This window comes from Nocardia sp. CY15, from assembly GCF_009829295.1.
In the GTDB taxonomy this organism is placed as follows: domain Bacteria; phylum Actinomycetota; class Actinomycetes; order Mycobacteriales; family Mycobacteriaceae; genus Nocardia; species Nocardia sputi.
The window spans coordinates 14,090-39,325 of the sequence record NZ_VUOT01000026.1 but is presented as its reverse complement, the minus strand read 5'-3'; the positions used below and the strand labels follow the sequence as shown (position 1 = coordinate 39,325).

The window sequence follows — 25,236 nt, the reverse complement described above, 5'->3', positions numbered from 1 at the left end:
GCCTTTCTCGTGGAACTGCCTGCGAGGCCTGACTACTCGGCGCGGCGACTGGTGAAGTCGAAGGATCCGCCGTCGATGCCCCAGGAGATGACCCGTTCGGGGTGAATGCGGATGACCGCGCGTTCCTGCGGTGGGAACGGTGGCTCCTCGTCATCGAGCGCCTCGGCCGTGCCGCGTATCTCGATGCCGCGGATCACGTATGGCTCCAATGACACCTGTTGGTCGACCACGAACGACACCCGGCTGCCCGCCTCGACGTTGCGGTACTTTCGACTGGCACGCATTCGCATGCCTCCGATGTCGATCGTGCCGTCGGCGTTCACCCGATAGCTGGTCGGGTTGTTCTGCACGACGCCGTCGGGCGATACCGTGGCCAGGCGGCCGATCCCGGCCTCGGCGAGAAACTGCTGTTCGTTGCTGGTGAAGGTCATGTCGGTTACTCCTCGGTGATTTCGATGAGATCAGAACAGAATCAGCGCGGCGCACAGTCCAGCGATGGCGATGAACTGCAGGGTGACCCGGTACTTCAGAATGCTGTCCCACTTGTCCTGCAGTGCGCGGGCATCGGGCGGGATGATGCCGCTCTGCGCAGCGGCGGTCTGCTGGGAATTGATCGGTTTGGCGATGCGGACGTAGAAGGTGAGCCAGGTGAGCAGTGCCGCCACGGTGATCCCCGCCGCGACAGCGGCGCCGAGCTGTCCGGCCAACAGCGCGATCAGCAGCGTGAGCACGGCGGTGACCACACCGACCACACCGACAACCGGCATGCGCTTGTCGCCGTAATAGTGCCCCCAGCCCGCACTCATGGTCACGGCCGCATCATCGAGCTTGCGGTACACGGACCGGGTGATCACGGCCCCGCAGACGTCGGTTCCATAGACGATGGCATTGGAGAGAACGGCGGCGGCGGCAATGGCCTGGCCGGTGAGAATGAGCATTTACGGCGGCTTCCTTCCAAATTCTAGCAGCGTTAGAAACTGAAGCAACGGTAACATTCGGCCGCTAATTTGTCTAGCCTTGCTAGATTTCCGATCGTTCTCGCGGGATCGCGCTGTCAGCAAGCTGCACATGCCCGTTCCGGCCGAAGCGGACGCTGTCGCAGGCATGCTGGTCACCGAACGTCGGCGGATCTTTTCGGTCTGCTGTTGCTCAGGTGGTGCTACGTCATCGCTGCTATGGACGACATGACCGCCGACCTCATCGGCGAGGGCGCCCCGGAAGGGCTCGAATCCGTTCGCGTTCGCGGCCGCGGGCGGTCGGCGGCGTCGACCGAGTTGCGGGCGCTCGAAGCGCGCCGGATGTAGGACGAGACCGACGAACGTGGCAAGCGCCGCTAGATCCGTCGGTCTCGGCGCAGGTCTACCTGGTCCACTGGTCGACCAGAACCGCCAGGCGGGCGTCTCGCTGAGCCGGCCGCAGACGTCCACCGCGGTCCAAGGTCGCCAGGCCGTGCAGGGCGCTCCAGCCGACCTCGGTGAAGGTCTCCGGATCGTGCTCCCCCGCGAACGGTGAGAAGGCGGCGAACATGACGGCGAACGCGTCCCGCAGCGGCTGGGAGGCATTCTCGCCGAACGCGAGGTTCACCTTCATCAGGAACATCGCGTCGTAGAGCGCGGGCCGCGCGGTCGCGAAGTCGAGGTAGGACCGCGCCACCGCCGCCAACGCCGCGCGCGGCTCTCCGCCCGCGGACTCCAACGCCGCGCGGCTCCACGCGGCCATCTCCGCGATGCCTTCCTCGGCGACCGCCGTGACGATCTCGTCCTTGCCGGCGAAGTGCGAATACAGCACGGGCTGGCTGTATTCGATCCGTTCCGCCAGCCTGCGCACAGTCACCGCGTCCCAGCCCTGCGACTCGGCCAGCTCCCGAGCGGTGTCGATGATCAGCCGGTGCCGTTCGGCGCGTTCCCGTTCTCGTCGCGTCTGGGGCGTCATAGGCTGATAATAGCATCGCTCGGCAATCTAGTATTACTAGATCTACCGCGCCGCAGTGGTGGCGGGTACGGCGGGGGTGGTCATTTGCTCACCTGGTCGACTCGGGTGCCGTCCAGCCACGGTTGTGGGTCGGCGAGGAAGGGGGTGTCGTCGAGGCGGTCGAGGTCTTCGAAGAAGGCTTTGGTGGTGCGGGCGGCCGCGGCAGTGGTGCCGACGGAGACGAATCCGGCTTGTTCGGCGTCCAGGCCGCGGGAGAGGGATTTGTCGCCGCCGAAGTAGACGGCGCGTTTGAGTTCGGCGACGACGATCGGGTTGCGGGCGGCCAGTCGCGTGGCGGTCGCGTGCGTTTCGGCGAGCAGGTCTTCGGCGGGCAGCACGCGGTGGAGCAGGCCGAGGCGCAATGCTTGCTGCGCGGTGTAGGGCGTTCCTTCGAGGGTGATCTCGATGGCTTTGGCCGCGCCGAGCAGGCGGGTAAGGCGTTGGGTGGCGCCGCCGCCGGGGATGAGGTTGGCCAGTGTCTCGATCTGGCCGAGGCGTACGTGGTCGGCGTCGGCGGCGTAGCGCAGGTCGCAGGCCAGGGCGATCTCGTGACCGCCGCCGAGTGCGGGTCCGTTGACGGCGGCGAGGTAGGCGACGCCGGAGCGGTTCATCCGCAAGGTGGTGCGCTTCCAGCGGTAGCCCCAGACAAGGCCCGCGCCGAGGCCTCCGCCGTGGCGTTCGAGGACGCCGGTGGCGCCGGGTACGCGCAGCGCGGCCGCGACGGCGCGCAGGAACGGGGCGGCGGCGCGGGAGGGGACGAAGGGGTGTGGGAGTTCGATCATGCCGCCGAGGGCGGCGGGGTCGGCGTGGGTGAGGAAGCGGCCGGGCAGTCCCCCGGTGAGCACGACCGCGCCGATCGTGTCGTCGGTGTCGACGGCGGCGGTGAGGGTGTCGAGGTCGCGGACGACGGCGGGGGTCACGAAATTCCACGGTGGGGCGACGACCCGTGCGGTGAGGACTCGGCCGGTTTGCTCGAGTTCGATGGTTTCCAGGGGAAGTTCGGCGGCGGACATCGGCGGCTCCTTCGGTGCGCTACATGGTGCTCCCGGTGTCCGGACCGGCCGTGAGCCGGTCCGGACGACGTCTCGGGCGGCCGGTCAGGCCGTGGGCTTGTGCACTCGGTCGGTGTGGAATTCCAGCAGCGCCGCGAGCGTCTGCTCGGGTGCTTCCACCTGCGGGTAGTGGCCGATTCTCGGCAGTTCCACCACGTCGGGGTCGGGGATCAGTTCGCGGTAGCGGCGTGCCATGTGGCCGCCGGAGACGGGGTCGGCCGCTCCGTCGACGAACCGGACCGGAACGTGCGCCTGTTGCAGTGCGCCCACCCAGCGCTGCCGTTGCTTGCGGCGCTCGGCCATGTAGCCGACGAGCTTGTGGCCGTTGCGTTTGCCGTGCTTGCTGCACCACAGCAGCCAGAATTGGTGGAGTTCGACGTCGGTGGGTTTGGTGTCGGGCCCGAACACCGCTGCCAGGCTGCGGTGGAAGGTGTGTTCGGTGCCGAGCACGCCGACCAGCGGGCCCAGCGGGCTCGCCAGCAGACGTTGCACCGGGCGTGGGCGGTGCGCCTCGGGGAACAGGCCGCCGTTGAGCAGGAACACCGATTCGACCGTCAGTGAGTCGTCGCCGGCGGCGCGGCGTTCGCTGTCGCGCGCCAGCAGTTCCTGGGCGACGGTGTCGCCGTAGTCGTGGGCGAGGATGTGGAATCGGCTGATTCCATGTTCGCGCAGCAGGTTCTCGTGGATGTCGGCTTGGTCGGCGATGCGGTAGTCGTAGTGGCGTGGTTTCGCCGACCAGCCGAAACCGATCATGTCCGGGGCGATGACCCGGGCGAAACGCTCGCATAGGCCGGGCCAGATCCGATGCCAGTCCCAGGACGCGGTGGGAAATCCGTGGATGCATACCAGCGTCCCGTCGGCGCCTCGGCCTCCGTCGCGCCAGAAGATCTGGTGGCCGCGGTGCGTGTGGCGTCGTCCGTTCGCCCGCCAGGACGCGAATTCCTCCATGTCTACCTCCTGTTCGTGGACAAGCATGGCGCGTGGGTGCGCCCGGGCACAGCCATTCGGTGGGTCGCGCACGTGTCATCTACCGCGCGGTCCGTTTGCCGATCGTGCGCTCTGCGAGAATTCCACCGTGGATGTCGCGATCGGCCTGGTTGTTCTCGTCGCGTCGGCGGCCGCGTTGGCGGCGCTGGCGCGCCGGTTCGGGGTCTCCGAACCGTTGGTGCTGACGGTGGGCGGGGTGGCGGCGTCGTATCTGCCGTTCGTGCCGGAGATCCACCTGGAACCGGAGATCATTCTGCTCGGTTTCCTGCCTCCTTTGCTGTATACCGCCGCGATTCGCACGTCGCTGGTGGATTTCCGGGCGAATATGCGCACGATCGCGTTGTTGTCGGTGGGGTTGGTGTTGTTCACGACGTTCGTCGTGGCGGTGGTGGTGTGGTGGTTGCTGCCGGTGCCGTTCGCGGTGGCGGTCGCGGTGGGGGCGGTGGTCGCTCCGCCGGACGCGGTGGCCGCGACGGCGGTGGCGCGCCGGATCGGGATGCCGCGGCGGATCGTGACGATCCTGGAGGACGAGTCGCTGTTCAACGACGCGACCGCGCTGGTGGCGTTGCGGACGGCGCTGGCCGCGACGGCGGGCACGGTGTCGGTGTGGGAGGCCGGGGGCGATTTCCTGCTGGCGGCCGGTGGCGGCGCGGCGGTCGGGGTCGTCGTGGCCTACGTGCTGGCGATGCTGCGGCGGCGGATCACCGATCCGGTGATGGACACCTCGCTGTCGTTTCTCGCGCCGTTCGCGGCGTATCTGCCCGCCGAGCGGATTCATGCTTCGGGGGTGATCGCGGTGGTCGTGTGCGGCATGATTCTCGGGCACAACGCGCAGCTGTGGCAGAGCGCCGCGTCGCGGATCGCCGAACGCACCAATTGGCGGACCATCCAGTTCCTGCTGGAGAGCGCGGTGTTCGCCCTGATCGGGTTGCAGGTGCGCGGGATCGTGGAGGGCGCCTGGCACAGCGGGCTCGACCATCGCACCCTGGTGTTGGCGGTGCTGGCGGTGCTGGCGGCGGCGGTGCTGTCCCGTCCGGTGTGGGTGTTCGGCTCCTCGCTGCTGTCGCGAGGTCTCGGGCTCGGTGGTGCGGCGCCGACGCGGCATCTGGTCGTGGTGTCGTGGGCGGGGATGCGTGGGGTGGTGACGCTGGCGGCGGTGCTGCTGCTGCCGCAGGACACTCCGCAGTTGCCGGTGCTGAAGCTGCTGGCGCTGGTGGTGGTGGCGGGGACGCTGCTGGTGCAGGGGACGTCGCTGCCGTGGCTGGTGCGGTGGTTGCGGTTGCGCGGTCCCAGCCGCGCCGAGGACGCGTTGCAGAAGGCCAACTTGATGCAGCAGGCCACCGCGGCGGGCTTGGCGGTGCTTGAGCGGCAGGCCGGGCCCGATACGCCGCCGGGGGTGGTTGAGACGTTGCGCGATCGGGTGATGTGGAAGACCAACGCGGCATGGGAGCGGCTCGGGCGGGCGGAGTCGGAGATGGTGACGCCTACCGGAGAGTATCGGCGGCTGCGGTTGGAGATGTTGCACGCCGAACGCGAAACCGTGTTGCGGGTGCGGGATTCGGGCACGGTCGACTACGAGGTGCTGCAATACGTGCTGGCGCAGTTGGATCTCGAGGAGTCGATCATCGATCGTTACGACGAGGCCGAGGAGGACCGCGCCGAACCGCTGGCGGCGCCGGTGGCCGAGCACTCGTGCGCGCATCTGCGTGCCGCGCCGCTGGTGCGGGCGCACGGCGGACCCGACGAATGCGCCGAATGCGTCGAGGAGGGACTGGCGTGGGTGCATCTGCGGATGTGCTTGGCGTGCGGGCACATCGCCTGCTGCGACTCCTCCCCGGGCAATCACGCCACCAAGCATTACGCCGGCAGCGGCCATGCGGTGATGCGCAGTGTGGAGCCGGGCGAGGCGTGGCGGTGGTGCTACGTGGACGAGCTGCTGGGGTAGCCGCGCGGGTCAGCGTTGGGCGTGAGAGTAGATCAGTCGAGCGTATTCGGCCAGCAGCTGATCCAGGGACAGGTCCTCGCCGCCCGCGGCGATCTGCTGGTAGCCGACGAGCATCGCCATACCCAGTGCGGTGACGACGGCGGCGGTCTCGTTGTCGCCGACGACGCCTTTGACGGCCTTGTGTACGGTGCGCCTGCGGGATTCGTCGACGCGTTTGAGGGCGAGGTTGACCGATTCGTCGTTGGCCGCCCAGGCGCGGATCGCGGCTTCTGCGGCGTGGTGCAGCCCGGCGGCCAGGGCGGACATCGCGCGGATGTCGTCGTCGGGGTTGCCCTGGTTGAACGGCATGGTGCCCAGGATGCGCACCTGGCGGTTCTCCCAGTGCTCGAGCAGGGCGTCGACGAATCCCTGCCAGCTGCCGAAGTGGTGGTAGAACGACCCGCTGGTGACGCCGAGCTGCCGGCACAGCACGCCGATGTTGAGACCCTTGAAGCCGAGTTCGGCGAGCACTTCCAAGCCGGTGTCGAAGTACTGCTCCTTGGTGACCACTCGTGACATACGCGCGCCGTTCTCTTCGTTCGGTCAGGGGGGAGGGACCGAACAGTACCCCATCGTAGCGTCGCTGGGACCGAGCTCGGGAAGTACCGATGCGTACCCCCAGCACACCCTTCGATAGCTGTCACCTGCGTGGATAGCCGGCCCTCTCGGGTCATCCGATGCCGGGCACATAACAGAGCAATTGCTCTATTATGGTGTCGTCATGCCCCGGCCCCGCATCCACGATCCTGATCTCGTGCTCGACGCCGCGGAGTCACTGGCCGTTCGCTCCGACCCCGCCGCGGTCACCACCCGCGCGGTCGCGGCCGCCACCGGCATCTCCAACGGCGCGATCTACCACACCTTCGGATCCCACACGGAGCTGCTCGGCCGCACCTGGCTGCGCGCCGCGCGCCGGTTCCTCGACCTGCAAACCGCGCTGGTCGCCGACGTACTCGCCAGTCGCGACGCCGGCGAGGCGGTGGTCGCGGCCGCCGAGGCGCCCGCGCTCTTCGCCGAACGCCACCCCGACTCCTCCCGGCTGTTGCTCGCCGTGCGGCGCGAGGAGTTGCTGGGCGATGTACCCGAGGGTGTCGCCGCCGACCTGGCGGCGACCGCCCGCCGCGCTGGTCGACGTGCACCCGACGATCTGGGGTGCGGTGCCGCGGGTCTGGGAGAAGATGAAGGCGGCCATCGAGTTCTCCGTCGCCGACGAGCGCGACGACACCAAGCGCGGCGCGCTGGAATGGGCGCTGGGCGTGGCGGCGCGCAAGGCCGGCGCGCAACTGCGCGGGGAGCCGATCGATGCGGCGCTGGCCGAGGAATGGGCGGAGGCCGACGAACTGGTCTTGTCGGGTTTGCGCGCGAAGATCGGTCTGGACCAGCTGAAGTGGGCGATGTCGGGCGCCGCGCCGATTCCCCCGCAGACCCTCGCGTTCTTCTTCGGGCTCGGCATCCCGATCTCCGAGATCTGGGGCATGTCCGAGCTGACCTGCGTGGCCAGCGCGTGTTCGCCACAGCAGGCGCGGCTGGGCTCGGTGGGCCGGATGCTGCCGGGGATGCAGTGGCGCATCGCCGAGGACGGGGAATTCCTGGTGCGGGGACCGCTGGTGATGAAGGGATACCGCAAACAGCCGCAGCAGACCGCCGAGGCGCTCGATGCCGAGGGTTGGCTGCACACCGGCGACATCCTGTCCGTCGACGCCGATGGCTACCTGCGGGTGGTCGACCGCAAGAAAGAGCTGATCATCAACTCGGCGGGAAAGAACATGTCGCCGGCCAACATCGAGAACGCGATCAAGGCCGCCACCCCGCTCGTCGGCGCCATCGCCACCATCGGGGACGCGCGCCCCTACAACACGGCGTTGATCGTGCTCGATGCCGAAACCGCGGCACTGTATGCCGCCCGGCATGCGCTGCCGGACGCGTCGGCGGCTGCGCTGGCCGCCGACGCGGGTGTCATCGCGCAGATCGCGCACGGGGTGGCCGCGGGCAACGCGACCTTGTCGCGGGTCGAGCAGATCAAACGGTTCAGCGTGCTGCCGGTCTTCTGGGAACCCGGCGGTGACGAGGTGACCTTGACGATGAAGTTGCGGCGCAGACCGATCGAGGCCAAATACGCCGACCGGATCGCTCTGCTCTACGCCGAGGCCCTCGCCGAGACCGTGCACGAACCCCGAGCGCGGCCGCGAGGATCCCGGGTCGGTGATGCGGGCGCGCTCACAGCGGGAACGTGAGGCGCTGCGGGCGGATGTAGTCGGCGGGATCGTGCAGGGCGCGCAGTTCCGGTCGCCGCGCCGCGGGAATCTTGTCCAGTTCCGTGCGCAGCGGCGCGTCGTAGTGTGCCGCGCTCGCGGTGAGGCCGGGCAGCCAGTTGTCGTGATGGGCCGGGACGAACAGCGCCGGGGTGAGAGCCTGGATGTAGGTGCGGGGATCGCGCAGGCCGTTGCTGATCTGGTTGTAGCCCTGCACCGCGCCGATCTGCACGTCGGTGGCCGGTAGCGCGGCGAGGACGTCGAACACCTGAGGTGCGCGCTCGGTGAGCGGCCCGGTCGAGTCGTGCCAGACCAGCGCGAAGCCGGGCACCCGGAACTGATACAGCAGCACCCCGCCCTCGGGGTCGCGCAAGCGCGGCAGCCCTTGCAGCAGGCCGGCGAGCGTCGGCGGGTGTGTGCGCATCACGCCCGGTTCGGGACGGGGGAAGAAACGTGGCGAGCCGTCCACGGGATCGGGTCGGGTGCGTGCGGAGTGCAGGTGCCGGACAACGGTCACCTCGACCGCGCCGACGGTGTAGTCGTCTCGGGTGCCGACCGTGGTGTCGGCGTCACCGTGGCGGACGGTCGGGAACGCCGGGTCGGTGACCTGTGCGGCGATCGCCGCGCAGTGCTCGGCGGTGCCGTGCACGCCTGCGCCGCAGGCCTGGGCGATCCGGCCTGCGTCGGCGGCGTGGTCGAAGTGGCCGTGACCGATGAAGATCGCCGCGGGCGCCAGATCCACCAACTGCTGTGGGGTGGCCGGAACGTATCCGGTGCTGGTCAGCCGCGGCACCCACGCGTCGAGCAGGAACACCGCCCCGCCGATGGCCATGGCGTAGGTGGTGCAGCCCACCCAGGACAGCACGACCCGGTCCGTGCGCAGCGCGCCGTTGCCGGGATCGACGGTGTCGGCGCCGAAGAAGCGGGTGCGTGCCGCGATCGTGCGTGGATCGGCGGGATCGGCCGCGGGCCGCAATCGTCCGGCCGCGAGAGTCGCCAGTTTGCCGCCGGGACCGAACAGGCCCGAGCCGGAAAGCGTGCACACACCGGTACCCCACCACGCGCGAGAGGATGGGGCAAGCGTTCGACTACAGCCGGATGCCGAGCAGGGCGTCGACGGCGGTGGTGATCAGAGTGGGCGCGTCGGTGTCGCGGCCACCGTAGTCGAGGGCCCGGCGGGCCCAGTTGTCGATCGCGTCGAGCGCTTTGGGGGTGTCCAGGTCGTCGGCCAGGTGCTGGCGCAGGCGGGCGACGGTGTCGGCGGCCGAAGGGCCCGCCGGGCGGGCGGCGGCCTCGCGCCAGAGGGTCAGGCGCCGCTGCGCCTGTTCGAGCACGGCATCGGTCCACATCCGGTCCTGGCGGTAGTGGCCGGCCAGCAGGCCGAGGCGGATGGCGGCCGGGTCGACGCCGCCGCGGCGCAGCGCCGACACCAGCACGAGGTTGCCGCGGGACTTCGACATCTTCTCCCCGTCCAGCCCGATCAGTCCGGCGTGCACGTAGTGGCGGGCGAAGCGACGGCCGGCGATGAGCGACTCGGCGTGAGCGGCGGAGTACTCGTGGTGGGGGTAGATCAGGTCACTGCCGCCGCCCTGGATGTCGAACTCCGGGCCGATGCGGTTCAACGCGATCGCCGAACACTCGATGTGCCAGCCGGGACGCCCCGGGCCGAAGGGGGCGGGCCAGGACGGCTCGCCCGGACGCGCGGAGCGCCACAGCAGCGCGTCGATGGCGTCGCGTTTGCCGGGACGGTCGGGGTCGCCGCCGCGTTCGGCGAACAGCCGCTCCATGGTGGCGCGGTCGTAGCCGGACTCGTAGCCGAACTGTTCGGTGGCGTCGGCGCGGAAGTAGACATCGGGGTACTCGGCGTCCTCGACGATGTAGGCGGCGCCGGAAGCCAGCAGTTTCTGCACGAATTCCACGACCTCGTCGACGGATTCGACGGCGCCGACGTAGTCGCGCGGCGGGATGATCCGCAGCGCGGACATGTCCTCGCGGAACAGATCGGTTTCAGAGGCGCCGAGCTCGCGCCAGTCCAGGCCGTCGCGGGCGGCGCGTTCGAACAGCGGATCATCGACGTCGGTGACGTTCTGCACGTAGTGCACCTCGTGGCCTGCGTCGCGCCACAGCCGGTTGACCAGGTCGAAGGTCAGGTAGGTCGCGGCGTGCCCCAGGTGGGTGGCGTCGTAGGGGGTGATGCCGCAGACGTACATGGTTGCGGTGGCACCGGGGGCGACCGGGCGCACCTGACGGTCGGCGGTGTCGTACAACCGCAGCGGCGGTCCTGCTCCGGGGACGGTCGGGAGGGCGGTATCGGACCAGGACTGCATGCTTACGAGGGTAAAGGTGTGGTGGAGGTCATCCGCTCCCGCCCCGGTGTCCCCGCTCGTCCCCCGGTAGTCCTCGTCCGCCGCGACCTGCGTCTTCCAGCAAATCGTGGGATGTCAATGATTTCGGTTTCGCTGAATCACCCGTCGGCGCGGCGGGTGGGATCGGCGATCGGATTGCGGGTGATCGCGAACGTTCCGTCCAGTTCGGGGATGTCGGGGTCGGTGTCGGCGAGCGCGAGCTGGGTGAATCGGCCGCGGGCGACGTCGAACTCGAGTTCGTGATAGGCGACGGTATCGCCCCAGTCCGGAGAAGGCAACGAGATGAACCGCATGGTGAACCGCCCGGAGTCCACCGAGCCCTCGGTGAGGACATAGACCCCGAAGTGGTTCTCCCCTTCCGAGCTCAGCCAGTAGACGCCGTTGTCGTAGAGATGCAGGTCGGTGTCGGGATACGGCTTCTTGTCATACAGGCGCAGGTAGTGCAGCGCGATGCGGTAGGTCGGGGCGCCGATGACGATCCGCACCGCCGGCGCGGCGCGGTCTCCGCTCGAGTGGGTCATCGCGTTCTCCTGCTCGTCGCGCCGGGCATTGGAAGCTTCAACTGTGCCAGGAATCTTCCCGCGCGGCATCGGCGGCGGTCACGCTCAGAAGGCGGGCCAGGGAATGGGGCGTGCGGTGCGTGGCAGCGGCATCACCGGCTCGTCGAGCACCTGCTGGGTGCGCTCGATCAACGCGTCGATCTCGGCGTCGCTGATGTGCCGGCTGAGGGTGTCGGCGAACTCGCCCGGCAGTTGTTTGGCGAACGCGGTGACGTCCGCGATCAGACCCTCGCCGATGGGTTGACCGGCCCAGCCCCACAACACGGTGCGCAGTTTGTGGTCGGTGTGCAGGCAGATGCCGTGGTCGACGCCGTAGACCTGCCCGTCCACTCCTTCCAGGGCGTGCCCGCCTTTGCGGTCGGCGTTGTTGAGCAGCACGTCCAACAAGGCCACGCGCTGCAACCGCGGATCGTCGGCGTGGATCAGCGAGACTTCGTTGCCCGCGTCGTCCTGTGCGCGCAGCACCTCGCGGAATCCGTCGGGGACCGCGCCCGCGGGGCACAGATCGATCAGGTCCAGCCGGTCGCCGCGGTCGGTGTGGTTGTCCACGCCGACGACCCAGCGTTGCACCATGCCGGGGCCGAAAGGCCCTTCGCGCAGAATGGTTTCCGGGATCACGCCCCACCCGATCGCCTCGGAGATCAGGTAGGAGGCCACCTCACGCCCGGCCAGGGTGCCATCGGGGAAGTCCCACAGTGGTCGTTCGCCGCGGATCGGCTTGTAGACCACCCGAAGCGGCGCGTCGCCGGCGGTGTCGGTCACCTCGCAGACCAGGGTGACGTTGCTGGCGGTGTTCACCCGCCCGATCACCGTCAGTTCGCCGCTGTGGAATCCGTCCCCGGCCTGCGCCACCGAATCACTCCTCTAGTTCGGCCGCGCCGAAGATGTCGCCGCGCTTGTAGCCGTTGGTGCGTACGCACATGTGCCCGCGCGCCGACAGCGGTTCGCCGCACAGCGGGCACGGTGGGCGGCCCGCCGCGATCACCCGGGTGGAGCGCAGCGCGAATTCGCGTGCCTGGATCGGGGTGAGGAACACCCGCACCGCGTCGGGGCCCTCTTCGGTGTCGTCGAGCACTACCGACTCGTCGACCTCGGTCTCGGTGATCGCCAGCAGCTCCACCACCACCGCGCCTGCGTCGGCGTCCCAGCCCAGGCCCATGGTGCCGACCCGGAATTCGGCGTCGATCGGGGTGACCAGCGGCGCGTTGTCGCTGACGTCCTCTGCCTGCGGGGGCACTTCCGCGCCGAAGCGGCGCGCGACCTCGTCCAGCAGCAGGCCCATCCGGTCGGCGAGCACCTTCACCTGCTGCTTTTCCAGCAGCACGCTGACCACGCGCGGTTCCTGCACCGCCTGCAGATAGAACGCGCGATCGCCCGGCTCACCGACGGTCCCGGCGACGAAACGATCGGGGGTGCGGAATACATGGATTGCGCGTGACACATGCACCTCCTGATACGTGACCCTGATCGACTACCCGCGGCGCGGGGATTCCATACAACGACCGCTCGGTTGTTTACAAGGAATCGCGGCGCTCCGCATTCCCATTATCCGCACTCCCCGCGGCGCCGAGCTCGCCACCGGGAACAGGGCCGGAGACCTCCGGTCCCGGGGCCGCCGACGCCGCCGCCGGGCGTTGCCCGCCGGACGCTGCGAGGGCGGACAGATCGGCGCCGGTGTCGTTGAGCCGCCACACGTAGGGCGCGGTCGGGGTGTAGCGCACGACGCTGAGCGAGGCGGGCTCGACGACGATCCGCTGGAAGCCGTCGAGATGGATGCCCAGCGCGTCGGCGAGCACCGACTTGATCACGTCGCCGTGCGTGCACGCCACCCACAGTGCGTCGCCGCCGTGCTGCTCGGCCAGCGCGCGGTCGTGGTCGCGGATCGCGGCCACCGCACGGGCCTGTACTTGAGCCAAGCCCTCACCGCCGGGGAACACCGCGCCGGAGGCATGTCGCTGCACGACTTTCCACAGCGGCTCCTCCAGTAGTTCGGCGAGGGGGCGGCCGGTCCACTCGCCGTAGTCCACCTCGAGCAGCCGATCGTCGAAAACCGGTTCCAGGCCGAACTTTTCCGCCAGCGGTGCGACCGTGCGCTGACAGCGCAGCAGCGGAGAGTGCACGATGCGTTCGATCGGCAGCCCGGCCAATCGTTCGGCCACGGTCCTCGCCTGCTCCTCGCCGCGCTCGGTGAGCTCGACGCCGGTACTGCGACCGGCCAGGGTGCGGGCGGTGTTCGAGGTCGACACACCGTGCCGCAACAGGATCACCGTCATGCGGCAAGCCTAGCGATCATGTCGCCGAGACCACGCCGCCCGCCAGCAGCCCCATGATGATCGCGCCGAGCACGATGCGGTAGCCGACGAACCAGTACAGCGAATGCCGTGCCACGAAACGCAGCAGCCACGCCACCGACGCGTAGCCGACCACGAACGCCAGCACGGTGGCCACCAGCAGTTGCGGCCCACTGGCGTTGAGTCCCTCACCAGCGGGTTCGAACGCGTCCGGCAGGCTGAACAGTCCCGAGGCGGTCACCGCCGGAATGGCCAGCAGGAACGAAAACCGCACGGCCGCTTCGCGCTCCAATCCCAGGAACAGGCCCGCGGTCGAGGTCGCTCCGGAACGCGAGACCCCGGGGATCAGCGCCAGGCATTGCGCGAAACCCATGGCCAGGCCGTCGCGGGTGGTCAGCTGCTCGATCGAGCGCTCCTTGCGGCCGAAGTACTCACCGGCGGCGATGACCAGGGCGAAGAAAATCAGCATGAACGCCACCAGCCACAGGTTGCGGGCGCCGGTGCGGATCTGGTCCTTGAACACGAAACCCAGCACACCGATCGGGATGGTGGCGATGATCACATACCAGCCGATGCGGTAGTCGAGTTCGCGCTGGGCCTGTTCGTCCAGGACGCGTGTGTGGTCGGCGGTGAGGACCGGAAGTTTCGTGGTGGGCTGATCGTGCAGCGGCAGTTCCTGGCGACCGCGCGCGGTCACGTGCGTGCGCAGGCCCGCGAACCAGGCCAGCACGATCCGCCAGATGTCCTTGGCGAAGAACACCAGCACCGCGGCCTCGGTGCCCAGTTGGGTGACCGCGGTGAACGAGGCGCCGGCGTCTTCGCCGTAGAAGACCGCCGACACGATGCGCAGATGCGCCGAGGAGGAGATCGGCAGAAACTCCGTGAGTCCCTGTACCAGCCCCAGCACCAAGGCCTGCACCCAGGTCATCGACTCGCCAACCACAAACCATCCTCCACTTCCGCGCGAAACACGCGTTCCTGCCTGGGCGTTGGCGCGGCGCTCGGTCGCGTCACCGTCGTTACCGCCCCAATCACGCAGCGACAGTACAGTGTCGAGGCCGGTGCGGCGTGCCCGGCCGCTGCGCTGCGGTCACCGCGCGGGTTTGCGAGGGTGGGGCGGTTTGCCCGCGCACCGATGTGCGACCCACTGTGCTGGTGGGCGCCGTGTCGCGTATCCACACTCTAGGCTTGGCGCCGTGACGAATGCGCGGACACGGTGATGGAACAGCGGACGGTGGGCCGTAGCGGCCTGCGGGTATCGCGGATGGGCCTGGCGACCCATACCTGGGGTTCGCACACCGACGCCGAGGACGCCGCGGGGCAGCTGGTGGCGTTCGTCGAGGCCGGCGGCACGCTGGTGGACACCTCCCCCGCCTACGCCGGTGGCGCCGCGCAGCGGATCCTGGCCGAACTGCTGGGCGATCTGGTCTCCCGCGACGATCTGGTGCTCAGCGGGTGCGCGGGGACCGCGCCGTGGGGGTTCTCCGCCGCCGGGGTGCCGGTGCCGGGAGCGGCGCAGGTCACGGTGGACACCTCGCGGCGGACGCTGCTGCGGCAGCTGGATCGCACGCTGCTGGAGTTCGGCACCGATCACCTCGACATCTGGAACGTCGCGGTGTGGGATCCGCGCACGCCGCTGGAGGAGGTCGCATCGACGGTGGAGCAGGCGGTGCGGTCGGGCCGGGTCCGTTACGCGGGGGTGCGCGGGTTCGGGGCCTGGCAGCTGGCGAGCTTGGCGGCGGTCGCGCCGGTCACCGCGGCGCAGACACCGTATTCGCTGCTGGCGCGGGGTGCCGAGGACGATGTCGTACCGGCCGCGCGGTATCACGGGGTCGGGGTGATCGCCTCGGCGCCGCTGGCGGGTGGCATCTTGACCGGGAAGTACCGCGACGGTGTCCCGGCGGATTCGCGGGGCGCCGACGAGGCGACCGCCGCGGAGATCCGCGATGGTCTCGACGACCGTGCCACCCGGGTGGTGGATGCGCTGGTGACCGCGGCCGACGGGCTGGGTACCTCGCCGCTGGCGGTGGCGCTGGCCTGGATCCGTGACCGGCCGGGCATCGCGAGCATGATCGTGGGCGCCCGCGACATCGGGCAGCTCACCGGCGTGCTGGCCGCCGAGACCTTGGAACTGCCGCGGGCGATCGCGGCCGCTCTGGACGACGTCAGTGCACGCGCCGAGTGACACAGATTAGCCTTGCCTGCATGAGCACAGCAGTGGCCCGGGGTGGGCGTGGGAACCGAGTCCGAGCCGTGTGGTGGCGTGCGGCGGCGGCTCTGCTCGCGGCGTGCCTGCTGGCGGGGTCGGTGGCGTGCGGCGGCGACGCGGGTTCCTCGCACGGCGGGCACGGGCCCACCACGGCGACGCTGACCGATCTGGATCCGGTGCCGATCGGGCCGGAGCCCACGCCCGCGTTGCCGGTGACGGTGCGTTCGTTCGACGGCGCGGAGGTCACCGTCACCGACGCCTCCCGCATCATCGCCGTGGACCGCTACGGCACGCTCGCGCAGATCGTGTACGCGCTGGGGCTGGGTCCAAAGCTGGTCGGGCGCAGCACCTCGGCGGCGTTTCCGGCGGTGCGCGAGGTGCCCAACGTGGCGGGTGGCAACGGGTCGCTGAACATCGAATCGGTGCTGGCGTTGCGGCCGTCGGTGTTCTTGACCGACACCACCAGCGCCGCTCCCGCGGTGCGCGAGCAGTTGCGCGCGGCAGGTGTCACGGTCGTCTATTTCGACCCGGAGCGCACGATGAACGGGGTGACGCCGCAGATCGAGGCGGTGGCGGGCGCGCTGGGGGTGCCGGAGCGGGGGCAGGCGCTGGCGCAGCGCACCCGCGACGAGATCGCCGCGGCGAGCGCCGCGGTACCCGATCAAGACCCGCAGTTGACCATCGCGTTCCTGTATCTGCGTTCCACCGCGATCACGATGCTGGCGGGCCCGGGGTCGGGCGCGGACGCGTTGATCGCGGCGCTGGGTGCGCGCGACGCGGGCACCGTGGCCGGGTTGACCGAGCCGTTCACCGCGATCACCAGTGAGGCGATGATCGGTGCTGCGCCGGATGTGCTGCTGGTGATGTCGGATGGTCTGAAGTCCGTCGGCGGTGTGGAGGGGTTGCAGAAGGTGCCCGGTATCGCGCAGACCCCGGCCGGGCGGGACCGGCGGGTGGTGGACATGTCGGATGCGGTGCTGCTGAGTTTCGGGCCCAACACCGGCCGGGTGATCGCGGCGCTGAGCGCGGCGGTGTACGGCACCGGGGCATGAGCTTTTCGGGGACTCGGGCGGCGCGGCCGCCGGTGACGTCCGTGCCGAAGTCGCGGGGCCGTTCCCGGGTGCTGCTGACGTTCACGATCGCCGTGGCGGGTCTGGTGGCGTTGGCGGTGGTGTCGGCGGCGATCGGGCAGGTGCCGACGACGCCCGCCGAAGTGGCCGGCAGCGTGCTGCACCGGATCGGGCTGGACATCGGGCCGATGCCCGCGCATCCGGCGGGTGAGGTGACGCTGTGGGAGGTGCGGTTCCCGCGGGTGGTGCTGGCGATGCTGGTCGGTGCGGCGCTGGCGACAGCGGGTGCGTTGTTGCAGGGTGTGTTCGCCAATCCGCTCGCCGAGCCCGGGGTGATCGGGGTGTCGGCGGGGGCGGCGGTCGGTGCGGGCACGGTCATCGTGGTGGGCGGGGCGTTCGTGGCGGCGTGGTCGGTGGCCGCGGCGGCGTTCGTCGCGGGGTTGGCGACCACGTTGCTGGTGTATCTGCTGGCCCGCTCCGGCGGCCGCACCGAGGTCGTCACGCTCGTGCTCACCGGGGTCGCGATCAATGCTTTCGCGGGTGGTTTGATCGCGTTGCTGCTGTTCGTGGCCTCCCCCGCGGCGCGCGACCAGATCGTGTTCTGGCAGTTGGGCTCGCTCAACGGCGCCACGTGGGAGTCGGTCGGTGTGGTGGCGCCGCTGGCCGCGGTCGGAGTCGCCGCGGCGGTGCTGCTGGCGCCGCGGCTGGATCTGCTGGCGCTCGGGGAGTCCGCGGCTCGTCATCTCGGGGTCGATGTGGAGCGGCTGCGCCGCAACGTGATCGTGGTGGTGGCGGTCCTGGCGACCGCCGGTGTCGCGTTCACCGGCATCATCCTGTTCGTCGGGCTCATCGTCCCGCACCTGGTGCGGATGCTCGTCGGTCCCGCCCACCGGGTGCTGATCCCCCTCAGCGCCGTGGTCGGCGCGGTGGTGCTGCTGGCCGCCGACGTCAGTGCCCGCTCCCTGGTCGACAACGCCGACCTCCCGCTCGGCATGCTCACCTCCCTCATCGGCGGGCCTGTCTTCTTCTGGCTGCTGCGCCGCACCCGAGCCCGCTCCGGAGGCTGGGCATGACCCCTCCTTCAGCGGCACATGGCTGCCGCGAACACCGAGAAGACCTCACGATGGTGTGCCCCTCAGGGCAGGGGGGTGTGCAGTGAGCGTGTTGCGGACGGTGCACCAGTTGCCGGAGTGGCCGCGGAAGGGGGATGCGACGGTGCGGGCGGACGGGGTGAGCGTCCAGCGCAGGAGTGGCGGGCAGTCACGGCTGGTGCTCGACGGTATCGACTTCGAGGCGGTGGCGGGGCAGATCGTGGCCCTCGTCGGACCTAACGGCGCTGGCAAGTCGACGCTGCTGGCCGCGTTGGCCGGGGAATTGGCGCTCAGCGCGGGGACGGTGGAACTGGACGGGCAGCCGTTGTCGCACTGGACGACGCTGGACATGGCCCGGCGGCGAGCGGTGTTGCCGCAGACCCATACCGTGGGCTTCCCCTTCACCGCACGCGAAGTGGTGGCGATGGGCCGCGCGCCCTGGGTGCGCACCGAGCGCCGCGAATTCGACGAGAAACAGATCGCCGCGGCGATGGCCGCCACCGACGTCGAACACCTCGCCGCCCGGTCGTTTCCGACCCTGTCCGGCGGTGAACGCGCTCGTGTCGCGCTGGCGCGGGTATTGGCGCAGGACACCGCCACGTTGCTGCTGGACGAGCCCACCGCGGCTCTGGATCTCGGGCATCAGGAATCCGTGCTGGGCTTGGCCGCCGCCCGCGCCGCCGAAGGCGCCGCCGTGGTGGTGGTCCTGCACGATCTCGGTATCGCGGCCGCCTATGCCGACCGCGTCGCGGTACTCGATTCCGGTCGCCTCGCCGCGGACGGACCGCCCCGCGACGTGCTCACCACCGAACTGCTCACGCGCGTCTATCAGCACCCGGTCGAAGTGCTCGACCACCCGGTCACCGGCGCCCAACTGGTCCTGCCCGTGCGCCGCTGAGCTCGAGCCACTGCGATGGGCGTCGTCGCCGTGGCCGGGCGCCGCCGATCCGCCCCGCTTCGGGCGCGTTCTCGATGCCACAGCGAGATGCCACACCGAGGTGTGCATCGCGCCGATACTCCGGGGCGCGCACGCGGTGCCGCCGCCCACCGCAACCGCAGGCTTGCCAGCCGGAGCCGTGGTGGGCTGGGGCCGGACGGCGTTATCGCCAGATCAGTTTCAGCACCGCGGGCGTCAGCAGCATGCGGATCACGGTGGCGTCCAGGATCAGCGCCGCGATCATGCCGTAGGCGATGTATTTCATCAGCACCAGATCCGAGAACCCGAACGCGCCGGTGACCACGATGAGGATCGCGGCCGCGGAGGTGATCACGCCGCCGGTGTGGGCGATGCCGTAGCGGATCGCCTCGGGCGGGTCCGCGCCGGCGGTGCGGGCCTCCGACACCCGCGACAGCAAAAACACCTCGTAGTCGGTGGACAACCCGAACACCACCGTCACGATCAGCGCCAGCACTGCGAACATCAACGGTCCCGGGGTGAAGTGGAAAACCCCCGCGCCGTGCCCCTCGACGAACACCCAGGTCAGCACCCCCAGGGTGGACACGAGACTGAGCGCGCTCATCGCCACGGCCTTCAGCGCCAGCACCAGCGAGCCGAACGCCGCGTACATCAGCGCCAGCGCCGCCGCCACCAGGATGGCCAGCAGCGTCGGCAGGCCGTCGAGCAATCCGTTGATGCTGTCGCGTTCCAGTGCGGGCACACCGGCGACCATCACCCGCACCCCGGGTGGGTCGGGGATCGCGCGCAACGCGTCGATGACCCGGTCGGCGTCGCGTTTGTCGGCCAGCCCGGCGGCGAGCACGTTGATGCCGTCCTTGGTAGCCGCCGCGGGCTCGAAGCGTCCGGTGAGACCGGGGACCTGGTTGGCGGCGTAGCGGATGTCGCTCAGTTGCCGCGGGTCGGCGCCGACGACCACCAGTTTCAGAGGTTCGGTGCGGAAGCTGGGAAACAATTCGTCGAACCGTTCCTGCGCCACCCGGGCCGGGCTGTCGTCGGCCAGATATCGTTCGCTGAGCCCGCCGAATTCGATGTGGCGCATCGGGATGCTCAGCGCGAGCAGCGCCAGCACGATGGGCACGGCCACCGCAAGCGGGCGGCGCATCGCCCACAGCGCCAGACGGGAGAAGAATCCGGCGTCGATCTGCGCTTCGGTTTTGCTGCGGGAGAACCGTTTCCAGCCCAGGGAGTCGATACGGCGTCCGACGATGCTCAACGCCGCCGGGAGCGCGGTCACCGACAGCAGCGCCGCCAGCAGGACCGAGCTGATGCCGCCCAGCGGCACCGAGCGCAGTACCCCGTTGGGGAAGATGAACAGCGCGCCCAGGCTGACGGCGATGATCGCCGCCGAGAACAGCACCGTGCGCCCGGCGGTGGCGACCGTGCGGGCGGTGGCGTCTCCGACGGTGTGGCCTGCGGCCAGCTCCTCCCGGAACCGGGTGACGGTGAACAGGCCGTAGTCGATCGCCAGCCCCAGGCTGACCAGGGTCATCACCGCGCTGGCGAAGACGTTGACGTCGATGTGGTCGGTCAGCAGCCGCAGCCCGCCCTGGGTGCCCAGGATCGTCATGCCGCCGATGAGCACCGGCAGCAGCGCCCCGATCACGCCGCCGAACACGAAGTACAGCAGGATCGCCACCAGCGGCAGGGCGATCATCTCCGCGCGCCGGATGTCGCGTTGCATGCCGGTGTTGATGCCTTCGACGATCGGCTGCAACCCGGCCAGTTGCACCGTCGTGCCGCCGGGGCCGCCGCCTGCGCGTCCGGCGCCGAGATGGTCCTTGATCGCGGTGTAGTTCTCCACCGTCGCGGTGCCCGAGCCGCGCAATCCGACGCTGGCGAACGCGTGGGTGCGGGTGGCGTCGGTGGCTTGGGCGGAGAACGGGCTGTCCCAGTAGCTGTCGATCTTCTGGATGCGGTCGGGGTAGGTGGCCAGCAGTCCGGCCAGCTGCCGGGTGACCGGGCCGCGGACGGCCGGGTCGTCGACGGTGGCGCCTTCGGGCGCGGTGTAGAGCAGGATGAGGTCGCTGTCGGTGTCGCGGCCGAAGGTGCCGTCGGCCAGTTCGGCGGCGGCGACCGATTCGCTGCTCTCGTCGAACCAGCCTTCTTGCGTCAGCCGCCCGGCCAAGTCGCGGCCGTACCAGCCGGAGACCAGCACGAACAGCACGAAGAAGCCGAGGACGAGGAAGCGGTGGCGGTGCACGAACCGTCCCCACCGCAGTGATCCGGAACGGCGCATCGCGTCGCGGCCCGGTCAGCCGCAGGCCGGGGTGCGGTAGTCGGCCGAGCGCAGGATGCCGCACAGGTCGGTGCGCGAGATCTTCCACTTGCCGTCTACGAGCACGAAATGCACGACCGTGGTGCGGACCGCGGTGCCGGTGCCGTCCTTGTCCAGCCGCATGGTGGCCGTGAGCGTGCCGTCGTGGTTGTCGAACACCGGGTCGGTCACGCCGTAGACGGCGCGCGGGTTGTCCTGCAGCGCCTTGTACATGTCGGGGATGGCTTGGCGGAAGGATTCCCCGTCCTCGATGAGGGCGGTGCGCTCGCTGTCGGGCAGTGCCGGGTCCAGCGCCCGCTTGATCTGGGCGTCGAGGTCGGCGGCGGTGGGCAGCGGCGGGTGCGCGGCGCTGGAGGAGGCGGCGATCGAGGACGACAGCGACGCGTTGGCCGACGAGCGGGCGGCGTCGACGGCGGCGTCGTCGGCGGTGTCGCTGCCGCACGCGGCGGCCAGCAGCAGGCCCGCGGCGGTGAGCGCGGCGCGGGCGAGTCGTGTGTGGGTCATCACTTCCTACATACCTTCGATGACGGAGCTGATCCGTCCCAGCAGGGCACGCACGGTCGTGACGTCCCGTGCCGCGGCGTCGACCGGCGCGGCGTCGGGGATCATATCCCGCACCAGGGCGGCGACACTGCGTTCGTCGTCGAGGTCGATGTCGGTGACCCTGGCTTCGGCGACCGCGAGCACGTCGTCGGGGCCGGGGACGACCTCGCCGAGGTCGCGGCGGTAGATCTCCAGTGTCAGGGTGGCGCGGACCGTGCGGAACGCGAAGGGGTGGCCATCGGCGGTGGACCCGAATCCGTGCGCGTACGGGCCGACGGTGATGTCGTCGATGGCAAATTCCGACGGATGGTCGGTTTCCAACCCGGATCTCCCTGTATCGGACGGTGTGAGACTCCACCGTAACCCTGAGCACCGACATTCCGCTCGAGCCGATACCCGGTCGGTCGGTTCGTTACGTCATCATGGTCAGATGGAAAGGTTGCGGATGATTCGTCGGTAGAAGGAGTTCGGTGGATGCGCCCTCGCGGCTCGGTCGTCTCGGCATTCGCGGGTGTGGCGGTGCTGGCGTTGCTGGCGGGATGCTCCTCCGGCGGCGGTCCCGATCTGCCGACCAGGGAACCGGCCACCGCCGCGGACGCGCCCGCGGTGACGACACCGCCGGCCGGGCGGGTACTGCCCGCGGGCCCGATCACCGCGCTGGAAGCCGATCCCTCCAGCGGGCTGCTGGTGGGCCTGGACGGCGCCGTTCTCACCGTCATCGACCCTGACGCCGCCCCGCACGTGGTCCGCACGGTGCGGCTGCCGGAGCGTGCCGGCGGTCTCGCGCCGGGCAGGCCGGGTGAGATGCTGGCGGCCGCGCCGGGCCGGGTGCTGCGGGTGGATCTGACCTCGGGCGCGGTCGGTGAGGTGGCCGTCGACGGCGACGTGCGGTCGGTACGCGCCCGCCGGGACGGCGGGTTGCTCGTCGGCACCGCCGACGGCCGGGTACTGGAGCTTGCCCCCGGCGGCGAGGTGACCCACACCGTGTCCGGGCTCGTCTCCGCCGACGCACTCGCCGAAGCCGACGGCAAGCTCACCGTGCTCGACCGGCGTCAGACCGCGATCTTCGAGTTCGACCCGGCCCAGCAGCGCCCCGGATTGGCGCTGCGGGCCGGTGACGGGGCCACGCAGCTGATCGGCGACACACGCGGCCGGTTCGTGGTCACCGATACCGCCGGGGGCGAACTGCTGGTCTACACCGCCGGACCGCTCGTGTTGCGCCAGCGTTTCCCGGTAGGATCTTCGCCTTACGCACTTGCCTACGATCAGCGGTCCGACACCGTGTGGGTGACGTGCACGCAGCGCAACGAGGTCGTCGGATTCGACCTGTCGACTGGTATACCGAAGGAAGTGGGCCGCTACGCCACCGTCCGGCAACCGAACTCGGTGGCCATCGAGCAACGCACCGGCGATCTGTTCGTAGGGTCCGCGACCGGCGAGGGTCTGCAACGGATCGGTGCGGACGATCGGAAGAGAGGGCACTGATGGCTCGGACATCACGCGCGGGCGACGATTCCGCGGCATCTGCTGATCCGACAGCTCATCGGGGGCGCGGGCGCGCGCTGCCCGCGGGCTGGGAAACCACGAGCGACGACTACGAGTACGTGCCGCTGCGGCTGCCGCCGGATGTCACGCGGATGACCGCGTCCATGCGGCTGGCGATCCAGGCCGAGTTCGGTGGCTGGGAACTCTCCCGCGTGCGGGCCTACACCGACGGCAGCAGGCGGGTGCTGCTGCGGCGGCGAAAATCCGCACTACTACCCCAGCCCGAACCCGGAATGTGAGCCGATGTACGCCCTGCTACTCCGACTGATGTTCCTGGTCGCGCCGGAACGCATCCACCACCTCGTGTTCGCGGCCATGCGGTTCGCCGCCTGGTTACCGCCCCTGCGCTGGGCGATGAGTCAGATCCTGCGCACCCGCGATCCGATCCTGCGCACCGAGGCCTTCGGGGTCGAGTTCCCCGCGCCGCTGGGCCTGGCCGCCGGTTTCGACAAGAACGCCGACGGCGTCGATGCCTGGGCGCCGTTGGGGTTCGGTTTCGCCGAGATCGGCACCGTCACCGCGCAGGCGCAACCGGGCAATCCGGCGCCGCGGCTGTTCCGGCTTCCCGCCGATCGGGCGCTGATCAACCGGATGGGTTTCAACAACCACGGCGCCGCCGCGGCCGCCGAACGTCTGCGCAGGCGGCGTGGCGGGGTGCCGATCGGCGCGAACATCGGCAAGACGAAGATCGTCGAGCCGGATGCCGCGGCCGCGGACTACGCCGCCGGCGCGGCGCTGCTGGGGCCGCTGGCCGATTTCATCGTCGTCAACGTCAGCTCCCCCAACACCCCCGGCCTGCGGGATCTGCAGGCGGTCGAATCGCTGCGCCCGCTGCTGCGGGCGGTGCTGGACAGCGTGCGGGTGCCGGTGCTGGTGAAGATCGCACCGGATCTGTCCGACGAGGACATCGACGCGGTCGCCGATCTGGCCGTCGAACTCGGCCTGGCAGGCATCGTGGCCACCAACACCACCATCCGCCGCGACGGCCTGCGCACCCCGGTCGGTGAGGTCGAGGCCATGGGGGCGGGCGGTCTGTCCGGTCCGCCGGTCGCCGACCGTTCGCTCGAAGTGCTGCGGCGGCTGTACCGGCGCGTCGGCGATCGTCTGGTGCTGATCTCGGTCGGCGGTATCGAAACAGTCGACCAGGCGTGGGAACGCATCCTCGCCGGTGCGACGCTGTTGCAGGGCTACACCGGTTTCATCTACGGCGGTCCGTTCTGGATGCGCAGGATCCATCGCGGCCTGGCGCAGCGGTTGCGCGCCGAGGGGTACGGCAGCATCGGCGAGGCAGTCGGCGCGGAGCACAAAGCGCACGCCTGACCCGCGCGATGACGTTCAGCCGTGCACGAACGGTGTTTCCGGGCTGTGCGATCGCCGGTCGCGGGTATCGTGCCCCGGCGGCGCCGGATCCTCCTTCGCTGCCAATTGCCGGCCCAGCCGCGCCGCCATGCGCTTGGCGAGCAGGATCACCGCGTGGTCGCGCAAGATGCCCAGTTGGTCGGCGTAGACGTCGACGCGGGCTTGTGCCATGCGGTCGTGCACGAGGTGCGGGTCGCTGAGCAGTTCGTCCAGGTGCATGCCGGCCAGCGCCTGACTGCGGGTGAGCCGTCGGTCCGGCAGCCAGCTCAGCCGCCAGTCGTCGGTGGCGTCGGTGTCGCGGCAGGCCGATTCCGGGGTCAGGTCACTGGTCATCGTCCACTCGGTGGTGTGGATGGTCATCGCGGTCTCCGGTGCGACAGGTGGAGTGAGGCAGGCTCCAGGGCGCTTCGAGTTCGATGATCACGAATGCCTCCGGTCGTGCATCTGTTGGTGCGGCGCGGTGGATGTGCCGCACCTGCCGTGTGCTGTGTCGGTGGGCGCGGGCAGCCCGTGCCCGGGCCGAGTGGCCCGCGGCCGGCCCAAGCCGTCGAGCGCGTCGCTCGGCAGCGGTGCGGTCCGGTGATGTACGGGTGTGTCGGCGAGATGGGTCGGCGGTGAGTTCGCCGCAGCTGTGCGGTCCACGCCTGCGGCGTGGTGCGGTGCGGCCGATGAGGGACGTTGCCGGGGCCGACGTCGCCCGTGACAGGTGAATACCGGGCGTCG

General features: G+C 70.0%; 26 protein-coding genes and 2 pseudogenes. 11 read left to right on the top strand and 17 right to left on the bottom strand.

Annotation, left to right across the window (positions count from 1 at the left end):
• Positions 1-32: 32 nt before the first annotated feature.
• Both GVY39_RS24870 and GVY39_RS24865 read right to left on the bottom strand, forming a co-directional pair.
• Positions 33-431, bottom strand: coding sequence for a PPOX class F420-dependent oxidoreductase (locus GVY39_RS24870; RefSeq protein ID WP_159928658.1), 399 nt, complete (start codon positions 429-431; stop codon positions 33-35).
• Between the two features lie 30 nt (positions 432-461).
• The gene (locus GVY39_RS24865) at positions 462-938 is read right to left on the bottom strand and encodes a DUF1772 domain-containing protein (protein ID WP_159928656.1); all 477 of its coding nucleotides are present in this window, start codon (positions 936-938) and stop codon (positions 462-464) included.
• A gap of 237 nt (positions 939-1,175) precedes the next feature.
• Here GVY39_RS24865 and GVY39_RS35035 point away from each other — a divergent pair, with 237 nt between their 5' ends.
• A complete protein-coding gene (locus GVY39_RS35035; protein WP_255466260.1) occupies positions 1,176-1,304 on the top strand; it encodes a hypothetical protein in 129 nt (42 codons plus the stop codon).
• Positions 1,305-1,359: 55 nt separating this feature from the next.
• Here GVY39_RS35035 and GVY39_RS24860 read toward each other — a convergent pair whose 3' ends face one another.
• The 3 genes from GVY39_RS24860 to GVY39_RS24850 all read right to left on the bottom strand — a co-directional run bounded on the left by GVY39_RS24860 (position 1,360) and on the right by GVY39_RS24850 (position 3,971).
• Positions 1,360-1,932 carry a TetR/AcrR family transcriptional regulator gene (locus tag GVY39_RS24860; RefSeq protein WP_159928654.1) on the bottom strand — a complete coding sequence of 191 codons (573 nt, stop codon included), beginning with the start codon at positions 1,930-1,932 and terminating at the stop codon, positions 1,360-1,362.
• A gap of 80 nt (positions 1,933-2,012) precedes the next feature.
• Positions 2,013-2,984, bottom strand: a complete 972-nt coding sequence (locus tag GVY39_RS24855) for an enoyl-CoA hydratase/isomerase family protein (protein ID WP_159928652.1) — start codon at positions 2,982-2,984, stop codon at positions 2,013-2,015.
• Positions 2,985-3,068: 84 nt separating this feature from the next.
• Positions 3,069-3,971: an alpha/beta fold hydrolase gene (locus GVY39_RS24850; RefSeq protein ID WP_159928650.1), complete on the bottom strand. Its 903-nt coding sequence runs from the start codon at positions 3,969-3,971 to the stop codon at positions 3,069-3,071.
• Positions 3,972-4,098: 127 nt separating this feature from the next.
• Between GVY39_RS24850 and GVY39_RS24845 the strand changes: the two genes are divergently transcribed.
• Positions 4,099-5,955, top strand: coding sequence for a Na+/H+ antiporter (locus GVY39_RS24845; RefSeq protein ID WP_159928648.1), 1,857 nt, complete (start codon positions 4,099-4,101; stop codon positions 5,953-5,955).
• 9 nt (positions 5,956-5,964) lie between these two features.
• Here GVY39_RS24845 and GVY39_RS24840 read toward each other — a convergent pair whose 3' ends face one another.
• Positions 5,965-6,513, bottom strand: a complete 549-nt coding sequence (locus GVY39_RS24840; protein ID WP_159928646.1) for a TetR/AcrR family transcriptional regulator — start codon at positions 6,511-6,513, stop codon at positions 5,965-5,967.
• A 202-nt stretch (positions 6,514-6,715) separates the two neighbouring features.
• Between GVY39_RS24840 and GVY39_RS34595 the strand changes: the two are divergent.
• Together GVY39_RS34595 and GVY39_RS24830 are read left to right on the top strand one after the other, a co-directional pair.
• Positions 6,716-7,102 (top strand): annotated as a pseudogene (locus GVY39_RS34595) (TetR family transcriptional regulator); the annotation flags it as partial.
• Between the two features lie 10 nt (positions 7,103-7,112).
• A pseudogene (locus GVY39_RS24830) lies at positions 7,113-8,228 on the top strand (AMP-binding protein); the annotation flags it as partial.
• On the opposite strand, the gene GVY39_RS24825 reads toward GVY39_RS24830, so the two are convergent.
• The 7 genes from GVY39_RS24825 to GVY39_RS24795 all read right to left on the bottom strand — a co-directional run bounded on the left by GVY39_RS24825 (position 8,212) and on the right by GVY39_RS24795 (position 14,391).
• Positions 8,212-9,291, bottom strand: a complete 1,080-nt coding sequence (locus tag GVY39_RS24825) for an MBL fold metallo-hydrolase (protein ID WP_159928640.1) — start codon at positions 9,289-9,291, stop codon at positions 8,212-8,214. The pseudogene GVY39_RS24830 and the gene GVY39_RS24825 overlap by 17 nt on opposite strands.
• 43 nt (positions 9,292-9,334) lie before the next feature.
• The gene (gene mshC, locus GVY39_RS24820; RefSeq protein WP_159928638.1) at positions 9,335-10,573 is read right to left on the bottom strand and encodes a cysteine--1-D-myo-inosityl 2-amino-2-deoxy-alpha-D-glucopyranoside ligase; all 1,239 of its coding nucleotides are present in this window, start codon (positions 10,571-10,573) and stop codon (positions 9,335-9,337) included.
• 137 nt (positions 10,574-10,710) lie between these two features.
• Complete coding sequence (locus tag GVY39_RS24815) at positions 10,711-11,133, bottom strand: hypothetical protein (protein WP_159928636.1); 423 nt, start codon at positions 11,131-11,133, stop codon at positions 10,711-10,713.
• 84 nt (positions 11,134-11,217) lie between these two features.
• Positions 11,218-12,024 carry an SCO1664 family protein gene (locus tag GVY39_RS24810; protein WP_159928634.1) on the bottom strand — a complete coding sequence of 269 codons (807 nt, stop codon included), beginning with the start codon at positions 12,022-12,024 and terminating at the stop codon, positions 11,218-11,220.
• Between the two features lie 4 nt (positions 12,025-12,028).
• The gene (locus GVY39_RS24805) at positions 12,029-12,613 is read right to left on the bottom strand and encodes a DUF3090 domain-containing protein (RefSeq protein WP_039798216.1); all 585 of its coding nucleotides are present in this window, start codon (positions 12,611-12,613) and stop codon (positions 12,029-12,031) included.
• A gap of 73 nt (positions 12,614-12,686) precedes the next feature.
• A complete protein-coding gene (locus tag GVY39_RS24800) occupies positions 12,687-13,445 on the bottom strand; it encodes a histidine phosphatase family protein (RefSeq protein ID WP_159928632.1) in 759 nt (252 codons plus the stop codon).
• Between the two features lie 16 nt (positions 13,446-13,461).
• Complete coding sequence (locus tag GVY39_RS24795; protein ID WP_159928779.1) at positions 13,462-14,391, bottom strand: undecaprenyl-diphosphate phosphatase; 930 nt, start codon at positions 14,389-14,391, stop codon at positions 13,462-13,464.
• A 291-nt stretch (positions 14,392-14,682) separates the two neighbouring features.
• Here GVY39_RS24795 and GVY39_RS24790 point away from each other — a divergent pair, with 291 nt between their 5' ends.
• The 4 genes from GVY39_RS24790 (at position 14,683) to GVY39_RS24775 (ending at position 18,731) form a co-directional block, all read left to right on the top strand.
• A complete protein-coding gene (locus tag GVY39_RS24790; RefSeq protein ID WP_159928630.1) occupies positions 14,683-15,648 on the top strand; it encodes an aldo/keto reductase in 966 nt (321 codons plus the stop codon).
• 20 nt (positions 15,649-15,668) lie between these two features.
• Positions 15,669-16,724 (top strand): hemin ABC transporter substrate-binding protein, encoded by a 1,056-nt coding sequence (locus GVY39_RS24785; protein WP_159928628.1) that lies wholly within the window; start codon positions 15,669-15,671, stop codon positions 16,722-16,724.
• Entirely contained in the window at positions 16,721-17,815 is a 1,095-nt protein-coding gene (locus tag GVY39_RS24780) for an iron ABC transporter permease (protein WP_159928626.1), read from the top strand. The genes GVY39_RS24785 and GVY39_RS24780 overlap by 4 nt, the downstream gene beginning before the upstream one ends.
• An 82-nt stretch (positions 17,816-17,897) precedes the next feature.
• Complete coding sequence (locus GVY39_RS24775) at positions 17,898-18,731, top strand: heme ABC transporter ATP-binding protein (RefSeq protein ID WP_159928624.1); 834 nt, start codon at positions 17,898-17,900, stop codon at positions 18,729-18,731.
• 202 nt (positions 18,732-18,933) lie between these two features.
• Here GVY39_RS24775 and GVY39_RS24770 read toward each other — a convergent pair whose 3' ends face one another.
• Genes GVY39_RS24770 through GVY39_RS24760 form a run of 3 tightly spaced genes read right to left on the bottom strand, consistent with a single transcriptional unit; the run spans position 18,934 to position 21,930 of the window.
• A complete protein-coding gene (locus GVY39_RS24770; protein ID WP_159928622.1) occupies positions 18,934-21,027 on the bottom strand; it encodes an MMPL family transporter in 2,094 nt (697 codons plus the stop codon).
• Between the two features lie 15 nt (positions 21,028-21,042).
• A complete protein-coding gene (locus tag GVY39_RS24765; RefSeq protein ID WP_159928620.1) occupies positions 21,043-21,570 on the bottom strand; it encodes a hypothetical protein in 528 nt (175 codons plus the stop codon).
• Between the two features lie 6 nt (positions 21,571-21,576).
• Entirely contained in the window at positions 21,577-21,930 is a 354-nt protein-coding gene (locus GVY39_RS24760) for a hypothetical protein (protein WP_159928618.1), read from the bottom strand.
• A 153-nt stretch (positions 21,931-22,083) separates the two neighbouring features.
• Here GVY39_RS24760 and GVY39_RS24755 point away from each other — a divergent pair, with 153 nt between their 5' ends.
• From GVY39_RS24755 to GVY39_RS24745, 3 genes are read left to right on the top strand one after another with little or no spacing between them, the layout of a single operon-like run.
• Positions 22,084-23,094, top strand: coding sequence for a YncE family protein (locus GVY39_RS24755; RefSeq protein ID WP_159928616.1), 1,011 nt, complete (start codon positions 22,084-22,086; stop codon positions 23,092-23,094).
• The gene (locus GVY39_RS24750; RefSeq protein WP_236565646.1) at positions 23,094-23,393 is read left to right on the top strand and encodes a DUF5703 family protein; all 300 of its coding nucleotides are present in this window, start codon (positions 23,094-23,096) and stop codon (positions 23,391-23,393) included. Before GVY39_RS24755 ends, GVY39_RS24750 begins: the two co-directional genes overlap by 1 nt.
• A 4-nt stretch (positions 23,394-23,397) precedes the next feature.
• Positions 23,398-24,474 carry a quinone-dependent dihydroorotate dehydrogenase gene (locus tag GVY39_RS24745; protein ID WP_159928614.1) on the top strand — a complete coding sequence of 359 codons (1,077 nt, stop codon included), beginning with the start codon at positions 23,398-23,400 and terminating at the stop codon, positions 24,472-24,474.
• A 15-nt stretch (positions 24,475-24,489) separates the two neighbouring features.
• Here the strand turns inward: GVY39_RS24745 and GVY39_RS24740 are convergent, their stop codons facing one another.
• Entirely contained in the window at positions 24,490-24,873 is a 384-nt protein-coding gene (locus GVY39_RS24740; protein WP_195071053.1) for a hypothetical protein, read from the bottom strand.
• Positions 24,874-25,236: the final 363 nt, after the last annotated feature.

Excerpts from the sequence above, each read along its gene's own strand:
- GVY39_RS24870 (WP_159928658.1), bottom strand. The coding sequence starts at position 431 with ATGACCTTCACCAGCAACGAACAGCAGTTTCTCGCCGAGGCCGGGATC.
- GVY39_RS24865 (WP_159928656.1), bottom strand. The coding sequence starts at position 938 with ATGCTCATTCTCACCGGCCAGGCCATTGCCGCCGCCGCCGTTCTCTCC.
- GVY39_RS35035 (WP_255466260.1), top strand. The coding sequence starts at position 1,176 with ATGGACGACATGACCGCCGACCTCATCGGCGAGGGCGCCCCGGAAGGG.
- GVY39_RS24860 (WP_159928654.1), bottom strand. The coding sequence starts at position 1,932 with ATGACGCCCCAGACGCGACGAGAACGGGAACGCGCCGAACGGCACCGG.
- GVY39_RS24855 (WP_159928652.1), bottom strand. The coding sequence starts at position 2,984 with ATGTCCGCCGCCGAACTTCCCCTGGAAACCATCGAACTCGAGCAAACC.
- GVY39_RS24850 (WP_159928650.1), bottom strand. The coding sequence starts at position 3,971 with ATGGAGGAATTCGCGTCCTGGCGGGCGAACGGACGACGCCACACGCAC.
- GVY39_RS24840 (WP_159928646.1), bottom strand. The coding sequence starts at position 6,513 with ATGTCACGAGTGGTCACCAAGGAGCAGTACTTCGACACCGGCTTGGAA.
- mshC (WP_159928638.1), bottom strand. The coding sequence starts at position 10,573 with ATGCAGTCCTGGTCCGATACCGCCCTCCCGACCGTCCCCGGAGCAGGA.
- GVY39_RS24815 (WP_159928636.1), bottom strand. The coding sequence starts at position 11,133 with ATGACCCACTCGAGCGGAGACCGCGCCGCGCCGGCGGTGCGGATCGTC.
- GVY39_RS24800 (WP_159928632.1), bottom strand. The coding sequence starts at position 13,445 with ATGACGGTGATCCTGTTGCGGCACGGTGTGTCGACCTCGAACACCGCC.
- GVY39_RS24795 (WP_159928779.1), bottom strand. The coding sequence starts at position 14,391 with ATGACCTGGGTGCAGGCCTTGGTGCTGGGGCTGGTACAGGGACTCACG.
- GVY39_RS24790 (WP_159928630.1), top strand. The coding sequence starts at position 14,683 with ATGGAACAGCGGACGGTGGGCCGTAGCGGCCTGCGGGTATCGCGGATG.
- GVY39_RS24785 (WP_159928628.1), top strand. The coding sequence starts at position 15,669 with ATGAGCACAGCAGTGGCCCGGGGTGGGCGTGGGAACCGAGTCCGAGCC.
- GVY39_RS24780 (WP_159928626.1), top strand. The coding sequence starts at position 16,721 with ATGAGCTTTTCGGGGACTCGGGCGGCGCGGCCGCCGGTGACGTCCGTG.
- GVY39_RS24770 (WP_159928622.1), bottom strand. The coding sequence starts at position 21,027 with ATGCGCCGTTCCGGATCACTGCGGTGGGGACGGTTCGTGCACCGCCAC.
- GVY39_RS24765 (WP_159928620.1), bottom strand. The coding sequence starts at position 21,570 with ATGACCCACACACGACTCGCCCGCGCCGCGCTCACCGCCGCGGGCCTG.
- GVY39_RS24755 (WP_159928616.1), top strand. The coding sequence starts at position 22,084 with ATGCGCCCTCGCGGCTCGGTCGTCTCGGCATTCGCGGGTGTGGCGGTG.
- GVY39_RS24750 (WP_236565646.1), top strand. The coding sequence starts at position 23,094 with ATGGCTCGGACATCACGCGCGGGCGACGATTCCGCGGCATCTGCTGAT.
- GVY39_RS24745 (WP_159928614.1), top strand. The coding sequence starts at position 23,398 with ATGTACGCCCTGCTACTCCGACTGATGTTCCTGGTCGCGCCGGAACGC.
- GVY39_RS24740 (WP_195071053.1), bottom strand. The coding sequence starts at position 24,873 with ATGACCATCCACACCACCGAGTGGACGATGACCAGTGACCTGACCCCG.